Annotated in this window: 15 protein-coding genes; 13 read left to right on the top strand and 2 right to left on the bottom strand. The window is 67.2% G+C overall.

Features of this window, described 5'->3' with window-relative positions; translation table 11 throughout:
• Positions 1–19: 19 nt before the first annotated feature.
• Positions 20–994 (bottom strand): LysR family transcriptional regulator, encoded by a 975-nt coding sequence (locus ACFIMZ_RS29005; RefSeq protein ID WP_431822904.1) that lies wholly within the window; start codon positions 992–994, stop codon positions 20–22.
• A gap of 199 nt (positions 995–1193) precedes the next feature.
• Here ACFIMZ_RS29005 and aspA point away from each other — a divergent pair, with 199 nt between their 5' ends.
• The 8 genes from aspA to ACFIMZ_RS28965 all read left to right on the top strand — a co-directional run bounded on the left by aspA (position 1194) and on the right by ACFIMZ_RS28965 (position 10766).
• Positions 1194–2600, top strand: coding sequence for an aspartate ammonia-lyase (gene aspA, locus ACFIMZ_RS29000; protein ID WP_431822903.1), 1407 nt, complete (start codon positions 1194–1196; stop codon positions 2598–2600).
• Positions 2601–2697: 97 nt separating this feature from the next.
• The gene (locus tag ACFIMZ_RS28995; protein ID WP_431822902.1) at positions 2698–4191 is read left to right on the top strand and encodes an amino acid permease; all 1494 of its coding nucleotides are present in this window, start codon (positions 2698–2700) and stop codon (positions 4189–4191) included.
• A 502-nt stretch (positions 4192–4693) separates the two neighbouring features.
• On the top strand, positions 4694–7081 hold the full coding sequence (locus ACFIMZ_RS28990) for an ATP-binding protein (RefSeq protein WP_431822901.1): 2388 nt from the start codon (positions 4694–4696) through the stop codon (positions 7079–7081).
• Positions 7078–7821, top strand: coding sequence for a methyl-accepting chemotaxis protein (locus tag ACFIMZ_RS28985; protein ID WP_431822900.1), 744 nt, complete (start codon positions 7078–7080; stop codon positions 7819–7821). The genes ACFIMZ_RS28990 and ACFIMZ_RS28985 overlap by 4 nt, the downstream gene beginning before the upstream one ends.
• Positions 7818–8381: a hypothetical protein gene (locus ACFIMZ_RS28980; RefSeq protein ID WP_431822899.1), complete on the top strand. Its 564-nt coding sequence runs from the start codon at positions 7818–7820 to the stop codon at positions 8379–8381. Before ACFIMZ_RS28985 ends, ACFIMZ_RS28980 begins: the two co-directional genes overlap by 4 nt.
• Before the next feature lie 39 nt (positions 8382–8420).
• On the top strand, positions 8421–9380 hold the full coding sequence (locus ACFIMZ_RS28975; RefSeq protein ID WP_431822898.1) for a chemotaxis protein CheX: 960 nt from the start codon (positions 8421–8423) through the stop codon (positions 9378–9380).
• A gap of 40 nt (positions 9381–9420) precedes the next feature.
• Positions 9421–9786, top strand: a complete 366-nt coding sequence (locus ACFIMZ_RS28970; RefSeq protein WP_431822897.1) for a response regulator — start codon at positions 9421–9423, stop codon at positions 9784–9786.
• A gap of 185 nt (positions 9787–9971) precedes the next feature.
• Positions 9972–10766 carry an enoyl-CoA hydratase gene (locus ACFIMZ_RS28965; protein WP_431822896.1) on the top strand — a complete coding sequence of 265 codons (795 nt, stop codon included), beginning with the start codon at positions 9972–9974 and terminating at the stop codon, positions 10764–10766.
• A gap of 25 nt (positions 10767–10791) precedes the next feature.
• On the opposite strand, the gene alr is transcribed toward ACFIMZ_RS28965, so the two are convergent.
• A complete protein-coding gene (gene alr, locus ACFIMZ_RS28960) occupies positions 10792–11925 on the bottom strand; it encodes an alanine racemase (RefSeq protein WP_431822895.1) in 1134 nt (377 codons plus the stop codon).
• A 248-nt stretch (positions 11926–12173) separates the two neighbouring features.
• On the opposite strand from alr, the gene ACFIMZ_RS28955 reads away from it, so the two are divergent.
• From ACFIMZ_RS28955 to ACFIMZ_RS28935, 5 genes are all read left to right on the top strand, one after another.
• Positions 12174–12545, top strand: coding sequence for an MAPEG family protein (locus ACFIMZ_RS28955; RefSeq protein WP_431822894.1), 372 nt, complete (start codon positions 12174–12176; stop codon positions 12543–12545).
• A 301-nt stretch (positions 12546–12846) separates the two neighbouring features.
• Positions 12847–13599 carry a glutamine ABC transporter substrate-binding protein GlnH gene (gene glnH / locus ACFIMZ_RS28950; protein WP_431822893.1) on the top strand — a complete coding sequence of 251 codons (753 nt, stop codon included), beginning with the start codon at positions 12847–12849 and terminating at the stop codon, positions 13597–13599.
• 15 nt (positions 13600–13614) lie between these two features.
• Positions 13615–14322 (top strand): glutamine ABC transporter permease GlnP, encoded by a 708-nt coding sequence (gene glnP, locus ACFIMZ_RS28945; protein ID WP_431822892.1) that lies wholly within the window; start codon positions 13615–13617, stop codon positions 14320–14322.
• Positions 14319–15047, top strand: a complete 729-nt coding sequence (gene glnQ, locus ACFIMZ_RS28940; protein WP_431822891.1) for a glutamine ABC transporter ATP-binding protein GlnQ — start codon at positions 14319–14321, stop codon at positions 15045–15047. Before glnP ends, glnQ begins: the two co-directional genes overlap by 4 nt.
• A gap of 20 nt (positions 15048–15067) precedes the next feature.
• Positions 15068–16117 (top strand): C45 family autoproteolytic acyltransferase/hydolase, encoded by a 1050-nt coding sequence (locus tag ACFIMZ_RS28935; protein WP_431822890.1) that lies wholly within the window; start codon positions 15068–15070, stop codon positions 16115–16117.
• Positions 16118–16128: the final 11 nt, after the last annotated feature.

Here is a 16128-nt window from a genome sequence, read left to right as displayed (position 1 = left end):
AGGGCCCAGGCGACGGCGCTCAGCGTCGTCCGCCCCGGATCTTCTGCATTTCCGCTTCGGAAAGCTCGCCGACGTGGGCCAGCCGTTCCGCCAGGAATTCCCGCAGCACCCGCAATTTCGCCGAGCTGCGCCGGTTCGCCAGATACGCCATGTAGATGAAGTCGCCGGTCAGCTTGTTCTGCAGCCGATAGCGGGGCAGGACGACCTCGAGCTGGCCGCTCGCCAGCAGATCCCGCACCAGCCAGATCTCGAACTCCGCGATGCCGAGCCCGGCGCGGGTGGCGTCGAGCAGCAGCTCCGAGTGATCCGAGACCAGGTTCCCCGCCGGCAGGATGCTGTGCCGCGCGTCTGCGTCGACCAGCTCCCAGCGCGGATCGCCTTCGGGGTGGACGTAGCGCAGGCAATTGTGGCCCGCCAGTTCGTGCGGCTCGGCCGGACGCCCGCAGCGATCGAGATAGTCGGGCGCCGCGCACAGGATGCTGTCGTTGCGGGACAGCCGCTGCACGACCAGGTTGTCGAGGTAGTTCTCGCCCTCGTGGATGTCGAGGTCGAAGCCGCCGGCGACCAGGTCGTTGTGGTTGTCGGTCAGCCGCACGTCGAGCTGGATCGTCGGGTACTGCGCGAGAAACGGGGCGACCAGCGGCGCGAGATGGCGCCGGCCGAACGCGACCGGTGCCGTGAGCTTGAGCGGGCCGCTGGGCCGCGCGTTCAGTTCGGCGACGACGCGCAGCGTGTCGTCGAGATCCGCGATCAGCGTGACGGCCCGTTCGTGGTAGATGCTGCCGGCTTCCGTCAGGGTCACGCTGTGCGTGGAGCGGTGCAGCAACGGGACGCCGAGCACCTCTTCGATCGCCGACACCTTGCGCGCGACGGTGGACGTCGACACGTGCATCTCCTTCGCGACCGCGGAAAAACTCCCTGTCTCGACCACCCGCACGAATGCGCGCATCGCGCCGAGGTGATCGACGCCAGCCTCTCTCGGCCCCTTCTTCATGCCTGCCTCGCTGTTGCGCCTGACGCAAAACCGAATTCGATAATAACGAAATGAGTATTTTTTTGCAAAGACATAGAATGCGAACGCGTCGCGCAGGCGGCAGGCCGGCGAAGACCGGTTCGGCTTCGCGACGCATGAACCGAGGGCCTTTTCGATGCCGGCGCCCGCCGGCGACACTAGACCAAACTGGAGAGACACGATGGCAGGCATCGACTTCCGCGTCGAAACCGATCTTTTAGGTAAACGAAATGTTCCGGCGGACGTCTACTACGGCGTCCACACGCTTCGCGCGAAAGAGAACTTCGACATTTCCGGCCGCAGCATCGCGTCGTTTCCCTACCTGATCATTGCGCTGGCGGCCGTGAAGGAAGCGGCCGCCGACGCCAACTGCGAACTCGGGCTGCTGCCGCAGGCGTACCGCGACGCGATCGCCGCGGCGTGCGTCGAGATTCGCGAAGGCCGCCTGCACGACCAGTTCGTCGTCGACATCATCCAGGGCGGCGCGGGCACGTCGACCAACATGAATGCGAACGAGGTGATCTGCAACCGGGCGCTGGAAATCATGGGGCACGCGCGCGGCGAGTATGACTATCTGCACCCGAACGAGCACGTCAATCTCGCGCAGAGCACGAACGACGTCTATCCGACCGCGCTGCGGATCGCGACGTGTTTCGCGATCGAGCATCTGCTCGAGGCGATGGTGCACCTGCGCGACGCGTTCGCCGAAAAGGCCGACGCATTCGCCGGTCTCCTGAAGCTCGGGCGCACGCAGCTGCAGGACGCCGTGCCGATGACGCTCGGCCAGGAGTTCTCCACCTATGCGGTGATGCTGACGGAGGACATCGCGCGCCTGCAGGAGGCGGGCGCGCTGATTCGCGAGATCAATCTCGGCGCGACGGCGATCGGCACCGGGATCACCGCGCATCCGGACTATGCAGCCAAGGCGCTCGCCGCGCTGCGGCGCATCACCGGCGTCGACCTGAGCATCGCGCCGAATCTCATCGAGGCGACGCAGGATTGCGGCGCGTTCGTGCAGATCTCCGGCGTGCTCAAGCGGATCGCGGTCAAGCTGTCGAAGACCTGCAACGACCTGCGGCTGCTGTCGAGCGGGCCGCGCGCCGGGTTCGGCGAGATCAATCTTCCGCCGATGCAGGCCGGCTCGTCGATCATGCCCGGCAAGGTGAACCCGGTCATTCCGGAAGTCGTCAACCAGGTGGCGTTCGAGGTGTTCGGCAACGACCTGACGGTGACCTTCGCCGCCGAAGCCGGCCAGCTTCAGCTCAACGCGTTCGAGCCGGTGATCGCGAGCGCGCTGTTTCGCAGCTTCGGCCACCTGACGGCGGCCTGCATGACGCTCGCCGACAAGTGCGTGAAGGGCATCACCGCGAACCCCGAGCGGCTGCGCGAAACGATGGAGCGCTCGGTGGCGCTCGCGACCGCGCTCAATCCATACCTCGGCTACAAGAGTGCGACGTCCGTAGCCGCCGACGCGCACGCGAGCGGCAAGACCATCCGGGAAGTCGTGCTCGGCCGCCAGCTGATGACCGAGGCGCAGCTCGACGAGGCGCTGCGGCCCGACGCGCTGATCCAGCCCCGCGTCTACTGAACGCGGCGACCCCGTCGCCGTAGCAGCCGCCGCGCCGGCGTTCGCGCGCGGCGGCTGCGCGTTGTCCATTCAATTCCAATCACATCGGAGACACATCATGAAATACGCCAGCGAGCGCCCGGCCGACACGGCCGGCGGCGCCGCCTCCCGTCATGCCGACCGGGAGGCGCTGTTCGCGTCGCACGAAACCGGCTATGCGAAGCAGTTGAAACCCAGGCACGTGCAGATGATCGCGATGGGCGGCGCGATCGGGACCGGGCTGTTCCTCGGCGCCGGCGGCCGCCTGCAGCACGCGGGGCCCGCGCTGGCGCTCGTCTATCTCGTCTGCGGGATCTTTGCATTCCTGATCATGCGCGCGCTCGGCGAGCTCGTGATGCATCGCCCGACCAGCGGCAGCTTCGTGTCCTACGCGCGGGAATTCATGGGCGAGCGGGCGTCGTTCGTCGCGGGCTGGATGTACTACCTGAACTGGGCGACCACCGGCATCGTCGACATCACGGCGGTCGCGATCTACATGAAGTACTGGGCGGTGTTCTCGGACGTGCCGCAATGGGTGTTTGCGCTCGGCGCGCTCGCGATCGTGTCGACGGTGAACATGATCGGCGTGAAGATGTTCGGCGAGATGGAGTTCTGGTTCTCGCTCGTCAAGGTCGGCGCGCTGGGCGTGTTCCTGCTCGTCGGCAGCCTGTTCCTGGCCAGCGGCCGGCCGCTTGACGGACACCTGCCGGGCCTCCACTTGATCGCGGACGGCGGCGGGATCTTTCCGCACGGGCTCCTGCCGGCGGTGCTGATCGTGCAGGGCGTCGTGTTCGCATACGCGAGCATCGAGCTCGTCGGCGTCGCGGCGGGCGAGACCGCCGATGCGCGCAAGGTGCTGCCGAAGGCGATCAACAGCGTGATGTGGCGCATCGCGCTTTTCTACGTGGGCTCGGTCGTGCTGCTGGTCACGCTGCTGCCGTGGACCGCCTACAGCGCGCACGAAAGCCCGTTCGTGACTTTCTTCGGCAAGCTCGGCGTGCCTTACGTCGGCACCGTGATGAACGTCGTGGTGCTCACGGCCGCGATGTCGAGCCTGAACTCCGGGCTCTATTCGATGGGGCGCGTGCTGCGGGCGATGGCGATGGGCGGGTCCGCGCCGCGGTTCGTTTCCAGGATGAGCGCACGCGGCGTGCCTTACGGCGGCATCCTGTTCACGGTCGCGATCAACGCGATCGGCGTGCCGCTGAACTATATCGTGCCGGCGCAGGCGTTCGAGATCGTGCTGAACATGGCGTCGCTCGGCATCATCGCGACGTGGGGCTTCATCGTGATGTGCCAGATCCTGTTCCGGCGCAAGGTTCGGCGCGGCGAGCTGGGCGACGTCCCGTTCCGGATGCCCGGCGCGCCGTTTACGTCCTGGCTCACGCTGGCGTTCCTGCTCGCGGTGCTGGTCCTGATGGCGTTCGACTATCCGGGGGGCACCTGGACCATCGCGATGATTCCGGTCGTCGCGCTCGCGCTGACGGTCGGCTGGCATCTGGCGAAGCGCGGTGCGGCGCGCGAGGCGGCGGCGATGCATCGATCCGTGGCCGATCGGGTGAATCAAGGCTGATTGCGCAACGGAAGGGGAGACGGCAGCCCGCATGGGCTGCCGTCGCGCGCAGGCGAGCGCGAAATGCGCGGCAGGGCATTTCGTGGATTCGTCAAAATGATTCGAAAAAACAATCTGGCGATGTGCTTATTCCATGCCATGATTTGTTCAATATATTCCGCTCATTCAAATGGCGATCATCCGCAAACGTTTTACCGGTCATCGCGAATATCCCGTCGTGCAATATCGCGGCCGGTCACTCGCATCGCGCGGCAAGCGGGCGCAAAGCCTTGCCGGCTGGTGATTTAGGTGGTTCCGCGCAAGCGCAACCGTGCATTAACGGCAACTGGCCCGGGAACTTTAGGTTTTTCGGCCGGAAATTAATCATTTCAATTCTCGCGCAAATCGATTCGCGCATGGTCATCCGACCGTCATAAACCATCCCCGATAATTCGGCGCTCGGCCATTCATTCAACAGAACGCACGAGCGTTTGAAGCCGGATCGCTACGGGGAGCTGTACACATGACCATTCGTCATCGCATCACGTTGCTTGTCGTCCTGACCTTTCTCGCGTTGTCGGCGATCGGCGCCTATGCCGTCTACCAGACGCGCAAGAGCGCGTCCGAAGTCCGGCAGGTGACGCAGGGCATCGTGCCGAGCGCGCTCGCGTCCGCGGACGTCGTGTCCGACGTGAAGAACATCCAGATCGCGACGATGACGCTGATCTACGCGCCGGACGCCAACACCGCCGCGCAGGCGCGCGACGAGCTGAAGGTGAAGGAGGCGGCGCTGCGCGCGGCGCTCGACGTGCAGGCGAAGTCGGCCGCGAGCCATGCGCAGGAAGGTCTCGTCGCGCAGGCGAAGGACAGCGCCGCCAACTATTTCGCGGCGATCGACGACACCGTGAAGATGAAGGCCGACGGCAAGGCCGAGATGGCGCAGGCCTACCTGTTCGCGAACGTCGCGCAGTATCGCGACGAGCTCGAAGGCATCGTCGAGACGCTGCGCGTCGAGAAGAATCGCCAGAAGGACGACGCGATCAGCGCGCTGAACGGGATGCTGGCGACGACGGCCACCGCGATCGCCGGCGTGGCCGGCACGGTGATCGTGCTGCTGACCGCGCTGGGCTTCGTGCTGTACCGCCAGATCACGCGCCCGCTCAGCCGGATGCAGACGATGATGAGCGAGATCGCGACGAGCCAGGATTTCACGCGCCGCGTGCCGGTCGGCCGGATGGACGAGATCGGCCACTCGATCGTCGCGTTCAACGGGATGATCGAGAAGATCCAGGAGAACGCCGCGCAGCTCAAGCAGAAGACCGCCGACATCCAGGCGATGCTGCAGAACATGCAGCAGGGCATCCTGACCGTCGTCGACGGCGGCGTCGTGCACGCCGAATACTCGGCGTACCTCGAGACGATCTTCGAGTCGAAGGACATCGCGGGCCGCGACCTGATGGCGCTCGTGTTCGACGATTCGAACCTCGGCTCGGACGCGCGCTCGCAGGTCGAGGCGGCCGTGCATGCGTGCCTCGGCGAGGACAGCATGAACTTCGAGTTCAACGAGCACCTGCTCGTCAACGAGGTCGCAAGGCGCATGCCGGACGGCCGCGACAAGTGGCTCGACCTGAGCTGGTCGGCGATCACCGACGAGACCGACACGATCGTGCGCCTGATGCTGTGCGTGCGCGACGTGACCGAGCTGCGCGAGCTGACTGCGCAGGCCGGCGAGCAGCAGCGCCGCCTGGAGATGATCGGCGAGATCCTGTCGATCAGCCAGGACAAGTTCCACCAGTTCGTGAACAGCGCGAAGGGCTTCCTCAGCGAGAACGAACGGATGATCCGCCAGCACGAGCGCGCGGACCACTCGATCGTCGCGGCGCTGTTCCGCAACATGCATACGATCAAGGGCAACGCGCGCACGTACAGCCTGCAGCACCTGACGAACATCGTGCACGAGGCGGAGCAGGCCTACGACACGCTGCGTCGTGCGGACGCGGGCCCCGAGTGGAACCGCGATGCGCTGATGGACGATCTCGCGCGGGTGCGCGATGCGGTCGAGCACTACGCGACGATCAACGAAGTGACGCTCGGCCGCAGCGGCGAGCCGGCGCAGCGTGCGAGCGAACATTACATGATGGTCGAGCGCGCGCACATCAGCGAGAGCCTGCGGGTGCTCGACGGCGTCGATCCCGCGAACGCCGCCGACTGGCGTGCCGCGCGCGATGCGGTGCGCCGCATGCTGAGCCTGCTCGGCACCGAGAGCGTCGGCGACGCGCTCGGCGGCGTGCTGGAGTCGCTGCCGTCGCTGGCGACGGAACTCGGCAAGGCGTCACCCGTCGTGCGGATCCACAGCAACGGCTATCGCATGCGCAGCGAGATCGGCGGCACGCTGAAGAACGTGTTCATGCACCTGATGCGTAACGCGATCGATCACGGCATCGAGTCGTCCGAAGAGCGTCGCGCTACGGCCAAGCCAGCCGCCGGCACGATCGACATCGCGGTCGACGTCGCGAGCGGGATGCTGCAGTTCACGCTGAGCGACGACGGCCGCGGCCTCGCGCTCGACCGGATCCGGGGCATCGCGCGCGAGCGCGGCTGGATCGATGCGGACAGCGCGCGCACGCTCGACGACGAAGCGGTGGCCGAGCTGATTTTCCGGCCGGGCTTCTCGACGGCGCGTGAGGTGACCGAGGTGTCGGGGCGCGGCGTCGGCATGGACGCGGTGCGCAGCTTCCTGAAGCGCGAGGGCGGCGATATCGCGCTGCGCTTCGCCGACGACCGGCGCGGGGCCGCCTATCGCGCGTTCCGCACGATCGTGTCGCTGCCGGCCGCGTTCGCGGTGGAGGGCGCCGGCGCGACGCAGGAGCACGCGCGCGCCGGTCTGGCGGACGCCAACGCGACGGAGTGATCGTGCAGGCATTGACGCATATCGGCGCCGTGCTGGCGGGCGCCATCGTCGCCGCGATCGTCGCGGCGGTCGTGTTTCGTGTGCATCGCGCGCGGCTCGTCGCGCGGCTGGCCGCCGACGCGGATGCATTGCGCGACGCGCTCGCGCAGGCGCAGGCGCACGCCGACGAGGCCGCGACCGCGCATGCGGCGCAGGCCGACGCATGGGCGCGGAAGGAAGCGGAGCTGGCCGACGCGCTGGCGCGGCAGACGGCCGACGCGGATGCGCAGCGCGACGCACGGCAGGCGGTGTCGGCGGAGCGGGACGCGCTGTCGCAGGACGCGGTGAAGATCGCGCACGAGGCCGCGCGCCTGCGCGGGCTCGCCGGCACGTTCGAGCGCTGGCACGAGCAGATGATCTCGCTGACCGCGCAGAACCAGGACATGCGCGCGAAGAACCTGGAGCTGTCCGCGATCGTCGCGCATGTGTCGATCGTGTCGCTGAACGCGTCGATCGAGGCGGCGCGCGCCGGCACGGCCGGCCGCGGCTTCTCGATCGTCGCGAGCGAGGTGCGCGGGCTCGCCGCGCGTTCGCAGGAGCTGTCGAACAGCTATCGCGACAGCCTGAACCGCAACGACCTCGTGACCGCGGCGACGTTCCAGGACATCCAGGCGGGCGGCAAGATGATCACCGCCGCGCTCGCGACCGTCGAGACGCTGGCCGGGCAGCTGCAGGCGCGGCTGGAAGGAGCGGCGGCGTGATCGGCGCGCAGGCGAAGGCGAGCTTCGAACGGATTTTCTTCGACGCGGCGCGCACGCGGCTCGCGTCCGGCGGCGGCGCGTGCGACATCGCGCCGGCGACGAGCGATCCGCCACCCGAGCGCCGGGCGCGCTCGAAGCCGGCCGCGCAGGTCGCGGTGCTGACGATCTCGGCGCTGCATTTCCGCCTGCTGCTCGCGCTGCGCTTCAGCGACGATGACGCGACGCGGCGCTATTACGCAGGCGGCGCGGAGGCGGGCGGTGCGCAAGCGCCGCTGCAGGAGGCGTTCATGGAAGTCGCGAACCTCTGCTGCGGCGCGATGAACCAGGCGCTGACCGTCCATTTCCCGGATCTCGGCATGTCGACGCCTTACCTGCTGAGCGACGCGAGCATCGAGTATTTCACCGCGCTGGCGCCCGACCATGTCGCCGCGTTCGACGTGACGCTCGGCGACGGCGTGCGGGTCCGCGCGACGCTGTGCATCTGCGCGAACGCGCCGGTCGATTTCCATGCGCCGGCGACGGCGGCGGCGGATACCGGCGGCGAGCTCGAGCTGTTTTGACCGGACCGTTCCGGAACCCGAACCCAAGGAACCCGCGCCATGACCGAAGGCAAACCCGTCAGCAAGGTGCTCGTGCTCGACGACAGCCGCACGCACGCCGACGCGATCAAGCGCTTCTGCGACGACCACAACCTGATCGGCCTGACGGTGCGCCGCAACCGGCTGCTGAAGGTGCTGCGCTCGAACATCGATCTCGGCGCGATCCTGCTCGCCGAGGATTACGGCGGCTCGCCGGCCGAGAGCGCGATCATCGCGACGCAGATCGACGCGCTGCGCCCCGAGCTGCCGATCATCCTGCGCCGCGACGCGCAGGCATCGCGCGACGGCCTGCCGGACGCGCTCGCGCGCGTCGCGTGCGCGACCTACGTCGCCGGCGACATGACGCCGCTGCGGCGCGTGATCGACGAATACATCTTCAGCATCGACTATCCGAACGCGCTCGTGCGCGGCATCTCGGAGATCACCGAGGCGGGGCTCGACGGCCTGTTTCCCGGCATGACGATCGGCCGCGACACGCCGTGCATCGTGCGCGACCGGATCATCTTCGGCGAGGTGTTCAGCCTGATCGCGCTCGAAAGCGCGTGGTGCCGCGGCTACATGCTGCTGCAGACGAGCGAGCAGCCGCTGCTCGACATGCTCGGCGGCGTGCGCGCCGACGGCCGCGCGCCGGATTTCCGCGACTTGAACGGCGTGCTCGGCGAGTTGACCAATCTCGTGTGGGGCGCGTTCAAGAACCGCTACCTCGGCGACGCGGAAGCACTCGCGCGCCATCCGGTGCAGGTGCCGCTGATCGTCAATCACAAGCAGAAGTTCATCTCGTTCGGCGGCGATTGTCCGCAGCTCTGCTTCAAGTACCGGATGAGCGATCCGGTGTCGGGGCAGGCGGTCTGCATCGACCAGCGCTTCGTGTTCAGCCTGAGCTGGTCGCCGGAGGATTTCCGCGAAGTGGTGCAGGACGTCGGGCCGATGGTCGAATCGGGCGAACTCGAATTGTTTTGAAGTTTTCAGATAAGTTCAGCAAGAAAAAGGGGAATGACGCATGGCAAAGATTCTGGTGGTTGACGATTCGGGCACGGTGCGCGACGAAGTCGCGGGCTTCCTGCGCAGTCAGGGGCTGGACGTCGCGACGGCGGTCGACGGCAAGGACGGGCTCGCGAAGCTGAAGGCGACGCCCGGCGTCCGGCTCGTGATCAGCGACGTCAACATGCCGAACATGGACGGCCTGACGATGGTCGAGAAGATTCGCGGCGAGCTCGGCAACGCGGCGGTCAACGTCGTGATGCTGACGACCGAAAGCAGCCCGGCGATGAAGGAGCGCGGCAAGGCGGCCGGCGTGAAGGGCTGGATCGTGAAGCCGTTCAAGGGCGATGCGGTGGTCGACGCGTTGAAGAAGCTGGCGGGGTGAGGGGGCAACGCTCGCCGCTGCCGTTTCCCGGTGCGATATGCGCCGCGTTGTCCGATGAATCGCCGATGTGCGCCGGGACGCGAGCGAACCGTCGCCGGCGCGATTGATCTATATTGGGTCCTTGATGGACGGCGCCTTTTCGACCCCGTCCGGCGCCACTTCCGATCCCAAATTGGCGGAACATCATGGACCCGAATCAACCACGCCCGGAACCCATCCTGCAGCGCGACGCCCGCGACGGCGTCGTCACGCTGCGCCTGAACCGCCCGCAGCAATTCAACGCATTGTCCGAAGCGATGCTCGCGAGCCTGCACGACGCATTCGAGTCGCTCGCGGCCGATCCGCGCGTGCGCTGCGTGATCCTCGCCGCCGAAGGCAAGGCATTCTGCGCGGGCCACGACCTGCGCGAGATGCGCGGCAAGCCCGACCTCGACTATTACCGCGCGCTGTTCGCGCAGTGCAGCCGCGTGATGCTCGCGATGCGCGCGTTGCCGGTGCCGGTGATCGCGCGCGTGCACGGTATCGCGACGGCCGCGGGCTGCCAGCTCGTCGCCGCGTGCGATCTCGCGATCGCGGCCGATACCGCGCGCTTCGCGGTGTCCGGCATCAACGTCGGCCTGTTCTGCTCGACCCCGGCCGTTGCGCTGAGCCGCAGCGTCGCGGCGAAGCGCGCGTTCGACATGCTCGTGACCGGGCGTTTCGTCGACGCGGCGACGGCCGCCGCATGGGGCCTCGTCAACGAAGCGGTGCCGGAAGACGCGCTCGACGCGGCCGTCGCGCGCAAGGTTGCCGAGATCGTCGCGAAGAGCCCGGCCGCGGTGCGCTACGGCAAGCAGATGTTCTACCGGCAGCGCGAGATGACGCTCGACGACGCCTACGCGTATGCGGGCGACGTGATGGCGCGCAACATGATGGAAGAAGACGCGGGCGAGGGCATCGACGCGTTCCTTGAAAAGCGGCCGCCGCGCTGGCGGACTTGACGCGCGGCGATGCCGCACGCCGGATTTACCGCCCGTAGCTGCCGGTGCGCAGCGGCTCGTCCTGCGTTGCCGACGTGCCGGACGCGTCCAGCGGCACGACCACGACCGGCACGCGGGGCGCGACCGCGCACATCAGCTCGTAGCCGATCGTGCCGCTCGCCTCGGCGACGTCGTCGACCTTCACCTGATCGCCCCACAGCTCGACCTGCGAACCGATGCCCGCGTTCGGGCACGGCGTGAGGTCGACGGTGATCATGTCCATCGACACGCGGCCGATGATGCGCGTCAGCACGCCGTCCACCGCGATCGGCGTGCCGGTCGGCGCGTGGCGCGGATAGCCGTCCGCATAGCCGCACGCGACGACGCCGATCCGCATCGGCTGGTCGGCCGTGAAGCGGCGGCCGTAGCCGACGGTTTCCTGCGACGAGAGCGTCTGCACGCCGATGATCCGGCTCGTCAGCGTCATCGACGCCATCAGCGGCGTATCGGCGATGTCGCGCGCCGCGCCGGTCGGCGACGCGCCGTACAGGATCGTGCCGGGGCGCACCCAGTCGCGATGCGCGCGCGGATGCCACAGCACGGCGGCCGAGTTCGACACCGAGCGCTCGCCCGGCATGCCGGCCGTCGCCGCGTCGAACTGCTCGAGCTGCCAGTCGATCTCGCCTTCATCGGCGACCGCGAAGTGCGTCATCAGCGTGATCGCGCCGATCGACGGCGCGCCGGCCGCGCGCTCCCACGCGGCGCGGAACGCGGCGGGCCGGTAGCCGAGCCGGTTCATGCCCGAATTCATCTTCAGGTGAATGTCGATCGGCCTCTGCGGCTTCGCGACGATCAGCAGGTCGAGCTGCTCGTCGCAGTGGACCGCGACCGTCAGCCGGTGGCGCTCGACCAGCTCGACGTCGGCCGGATCGAAAATCCCTTCGAGCAGCAGCACGGGCTTGTCCCAGCCGAGCGCGCGCACGCGCACCGCTTCGTCGAGGTCGAGCAGCGCGATGCCGTTCGCCGCCGCGAGGCCCGGATAGATCCGCTCGATGCCGTGGCCGTACGCGTTGGCCTTGACGACCGCCCATACGCGCGATGGCGCGACGGTCCGGCGAATGAACTCGAGGTTGTGGCGAACGGCGGCGGGACGGATGTGGGCGACGATGGGGCGGGGCATGGCGTGGCTCGGATCGGTGGTCGGTCGGTCTGGCGCGGATCGGCGCCAGACCAGCAATGAGCGCTATGTTATTGGGGATTGATCAGTTTGTATTAATGTTTTTGTCGGTAATTTGGTGGAAATTCCGGTGCGCGTGACCGGCCGAACGTCCCGTCTAGAAAACCGGTGCGCGCTCACGGCGGGGCAATGCTAAGCTCTCGATGATCTTGTCATTGAATAATGTAATCATAAACACGGAGGAGGCTTTGATGACGACGTCCCAGCTGTGCCTGTTCATCGTGGCGGTGCTGCCGTTCCCGCTGACGATGCTCGCGAAGGCGAAGAAGGGCTACGACAACCACGCGCCGCGCGAATACCTCGCGAAGCTCGAAGGCTGGCGCGCCCGCGCGGCGGCCGCGCACCACAACGCATGGGAGGCGCTCGCGCTGTTCACGGCCGGCCTCGTCATTGCGTGGCAATCCGGCGCCAACGCGCATCGCGTCGACCAGCTCGCGATCGCGTTCGTCGTGATCCGCGTCGTCTACTCGCTGCTGTACCTGCTGAACTGGGCCGCGCTGCGCTCGCTCACCTGGTTTGCCGGCATGGCCTGCGTCGTCGGGCTGTTCTTCGCCGCGCCGTGACCGCACGCCGCCCGGTCGACCGGGCGGCCGTTCGCACCGATCGTTTCGCCACGCCGCCGCGCCTTCGGGCACGGCGGCGTTTTCATTTGCGCGTCGTTTCACCTGAGCGAAGCAACGCGACGCCCGGGTTTTTCTCGATGCAATCGCCTGTTGCGCATTTTTTTGTTGTCGTAGTATCGGCGTTGACAACACATGTTGCACTACGGTCTAATTCGACATCGCATGTTGCGGTGCGGCTTGCTGTCGTCGCTTCACCCGGCCGGGGTGCCGGGCCCATCGCCAATCAATGCGGAGAAATGCCATGAGTCGCCGTTCCTTCCTGAAAACCGCCGTGGTCGTCGCGATGCTCGGCGCAAGCGTCGCGCATGCCGACACGAAAACGCTCGTCGTCGGCACCGACACGTCGTTCATGCCGTTCGAGTTCAAGCAGGGCGACAAGTACGTCGGCTTCGATCTCGACTTGTGGGCGGAGATCGCGAAGGACCAGGGCTGGAAGTACACGATCCAGCCGATGGATTTCGCGGGCCTGATCCCGGCGTTGCAGACGCAGAACATCGACGTCGCGCTGTCGGGGATGACGATCAGGGAGGAGCGGAAGAAGGCGATCGATTTCTCCGCGCCATACTACGACAGCGGCCTCGCCGCGATGGTGCAGACCGGCAACACGACGATCAAGTCGATCGACGACCTGAACGGCAAGGTGATCGCCGCGAAGACGGGCACCGCGACGATCGACTGGATCAAGGCGCACCTGAAGCCGAAGGAGATCCGCCAGTTCCCGAACATCGACCAGGCGTATCTCGCGCTCGAGGCCGGCCGCGTCGACGCGGCGATGCACGACACGCCGAACGTGCTGTTCTTCGTGAACAACGAGGGCAAGGGCAAGGTGAAGGTCGCGGGCCAGCCGGTCAGCGGCGACAAGTACGGGATCGGCTTCCCGAAGGGCAGCCCGCTCGTCGCGAAGGTCAACGAGGAGCTCGTGAAGATCAAGGCCGACGGCCGCTACGCGCAGATCTACAAGAAGTGGTTCGGCGCCGAGCCGCCGAAGATGTGAGCGTGACGGCGCATCGTGGCGCGGCCGTGCGGCCGCGCCGGTCTTGAATCGAACGGGGAGCGGCACGTGAATTTCGATTGGTCAGCGATCTGGACGGCGTTGCCGGACCTGATGGACGGGGTCCGGCTGACGGTGTTCATCGCGTTATTCGGGTTATTGGGCGGCTTCGTCGTGGGCATGATCGCAGGCATGTTCCGCGCGTACGGGCCGAAGGCAATGAACGTGCTCGCGCAGGTCTACATCGAGCTGATCCGCGGCACGCCGATCGTCGTGCAGGTGATGTTCCTGTATTTCGCGCTGCCGCTGCTCGCGCACATCCGCATCGACGGGCTGACGGCCGCGATCATCGCGATCACCGTGAATTCCGGCGCGTATCTCGCGGAAGTGGTGCGCGGCGCGCTGCTGTCGATTCCGAAGGGATTGACGGAAGCGGGGCTCGCGATGGGGCTGTCGATGCCGCGCGTGCTGCTGAAGGTGGTCGGGCCGCTTGCATTCCGGCGGCTGATTCCGCCGCTCGGCAACCAGTGCATCGTGAGCCTGAAGGACACGTCGCTGTTCATCGTGATCGGCGTCGGCGAACTGACGCGCAAGGGGCAGGAGATCATCGCGGGAAATTTCCAGGCGGTCGAGATCTGGACCGCGGTGGCGGCCATCTACCTGATGCTGACCGGTGCGATGACGCTGACGCTGCGCGTGGTCGAAAGGAGGATGAGGATCCTATGAGCATGATCGAATTCCAGAACGTGTCGAAGAGCTTCGGCCACGTGTCGGTGTTGAAGAACATCGACCTGAAGATCGACGCGGGCGAGGTCGTGGTCGTGATCGGCCCGTCGGGCTCGGGCAAGTCGACGATGCTGCGCTGTATCAACGCGCTCGAGAAAATCACGGGCGGCGATCTGCTCGTCGACGGCCAGAGCGTGCGCGGCCACGCGGCGACGATCCGCAACATCCGGCTCGAGGCCGGGATGGTGTTCCAGCAGTTCAACCTGTTTCCGCAGATGACCGCGCTCGAGAACGTGATGTTCGGGCCGATGCAGGTGCGGGGCGCATCGCGCGCCGACGCGCGCGACCAGGCGATGGCGCTGCTCGACAAGGTCGGCCTCGAATCGCGCGCGAATCATTTCCCGTCCGAGCTGTCGGGCGGCCAGCAGCAGCGCGTCGCGATCGCGCGCGCGCTTGCAATCCGGCCCCGGCTGATGCTGTTCGACGAGCCGACCTCCGCGCTCGATCCGGAACTGCGCCACGAAGTGCTGAAAGTGATGCAGGATCTTGCGACGGAAGGAATGACGATGATCGTCGTCACGCACGAGATCGGCTTCGCGAAGCGGGTCGGCACGCGCCTGCTGTTCATGGATCAGGGCGGCATCGCCGAGGACGGCCATCCGGCCGACCTGATCGACCGGCCGCCGACGCCGCGCCTGAAGGAATTCCTGAAACACGTGTCCTGAGCACGACCCTGACGTTCGACATGCAGCTTTCCCTTTCTCCCGTTATCGCCGGCACGCCGTTCGACATCGGCGTGCGTCTCGGCGAACTCGCGCGGCCGGTGTTCGACGCGTACATGCAGCAGAGCAGTGCGTGGCAGGCGGTCAGCCGCTGGCGCGGCCATCCGTTCGTGCACGCATTGCGGCAGGCGGCGCTCGCCGCGTATCCCGATCTCGTCGCGGAACTCGACGGGATGGCGGCCGGCCTCGGCTGGCCGGCGGAAGACGTCTTTCTGTGGAATTGCCGCGGCGAGCTGATCCACAACGCGCCGGACGGCTGCACGACGCTCGCCGCGCGCGGCGCGGACGGCACGCGCTGGATCGCGCACAACGAGGATGGCGACCCGTTCCTGCGCGAGCGCTGCCTGCTCGTCGACGTGCGGCCTGCGGCCAGGCCCGGATTCGTCAGCTTCTATTACCCGGGCTCGCTGCCGGGCCATACGTTCGCGGCGAATCGCGCGGGCCTCGTGCAGGCGATCAACAATCTGCGCATCAAGACGCCGGCCGCCGGCGTGCCGCGGATGATTCTCGCGCGCGCGGTGCTCGATGCGACGTCGCTCGATGCCGCCGTCGACGTGCTGCGCACGCAGGCGCGGGCGAGCGGCTTCCATCACACGCTCGGCGCGACGGACGACGCGCGGCTGTTGAGCATCGAGGCGAGCGTCGCGCGCTGCTCGGTCGTCGACGTCGCGCGGCTGTCGGGGCATGCGAACCACCTGGTGCATGCGGGCTGCGAAGCGGAAGCGCAGATCGTCACGCGGTCGTCGGCGGATCGCCAGCGGCGCGTCGACGCGCTCACGCCCGGCATCGATGCGATCGACGCCGCCGCGCTGTTGCGCGTGCTCGGCGATCGCGCGCCCGACGGCCTGCCGATCTACCGCGACGACCCGGCCGATCCCGACGACGAGAACACGCTCGCGACCGCGGTGTTCGCGATCCGCGCAGCGGGTATCGACATCACGATTCGTCAACATGGCACGCGGCGTTTCGCGACGCGCATCGTGCCGGACAGGCGCGCGACAGACGTGTCCTGAATCACGAGGCA

Origin of the sequence: Burkholderia sp. F1 (assembly GCF_050813845.1) — a bacterium.
Taxonomy (GTDB): domain Bacteria; phylum Pseudomonadota; class Gammaproteobacteria; order Burkholderiales; family Burkholderiaceae; genus Burkholderia; species Burkholderia ubonensis.
The sequence above is the reverse complement of the archived record's forward strand: the minus strand, read 5'-3'. Positions and strand labels throughout refer to the sequence as shown.

Coding starts and splice junctions, on each gene's coding strand:
- ACFIMZ_RS29005 (WP_431822904.1), bottom strand. CDS start 994: ATGAAGAAGGGGCCGAGAGAGGCTGGCGTCGATCACCTCGGCGCGATG.
- aspA (WP_431822903.1), top strand. CDS start 1,194: ATGGCAGGCATCGACTTCCGCGTCGAAACCGATCTTTTAGGTAAACGA.
- ACFIMZ_RS28995 (WP_431822902.1), top strand. CDS start 2,698: ATGAAATACGCCAGCGAGCGCCCGGCCGACACGGCCGGCGGCGCCGCC.
- ACFIMZ_RS28990 (WP_431822901.1), top strand. CDS start 4,694: ATGACCATTCGTCATCGCATCACGTTGCTTGTCGTCCTGACCTTTCTC.
- ACFIMZ_RS28975 (WP_431822898.1), top strand. CDS start 8,421: ATGACCGAAGGCAAACCCGTCAGCAAGGTGCTCGTGCTCGACGACAGC.
- ACFIMZ_RS28970 (WP_431822897.1), top strand. CDS start 9,421: ATGGCAAAGATTCTGGTGGTTGACGATTCGGGCACGGTGCGCGACGAA.
- ACFIMZ_RS28965 (WP_431822896.1), top strand. CDS start 9,972: ATGGACCCGAATCAACCACGCCCGGAACCCATCCTGCAGCGCGACGCC.
- alr (WP_431822895.1), bottom strand. CDS start 11,925: ATGCCCCGCCCCATCGTCGCCCACATCCGTCCCGCCGCCGTTCGCCAC.
- ACFIMZ_RS28955 (WP_431822894.1), top strand. CDS start 12,174: ATGACGACGTCCCAGCTGTGCCTGTTCATCGTGGCGGTGCTGCCGTTC.
- glnH (WP_431822893.1), top strand. CDS start 12,847: ATGAGTCGCCGTTCCTTCCTGAAAACCGCCGTGGTCGTCGCGATGCTC.
- glnQ (WP_431822891.1), top strand. CDS start 14,319: ATGAGCATGATCGAATTCCAGAACGTGTCGAAGAGCTTCGGCCACGTG.
- ACFIMZ_RS28935 (WP_431822890.1), top strand. CDS start 15,068: ATGCAGCTTTCCCTTTCTCCCGTTATCGCCGGCACGCCGTTCGACATC.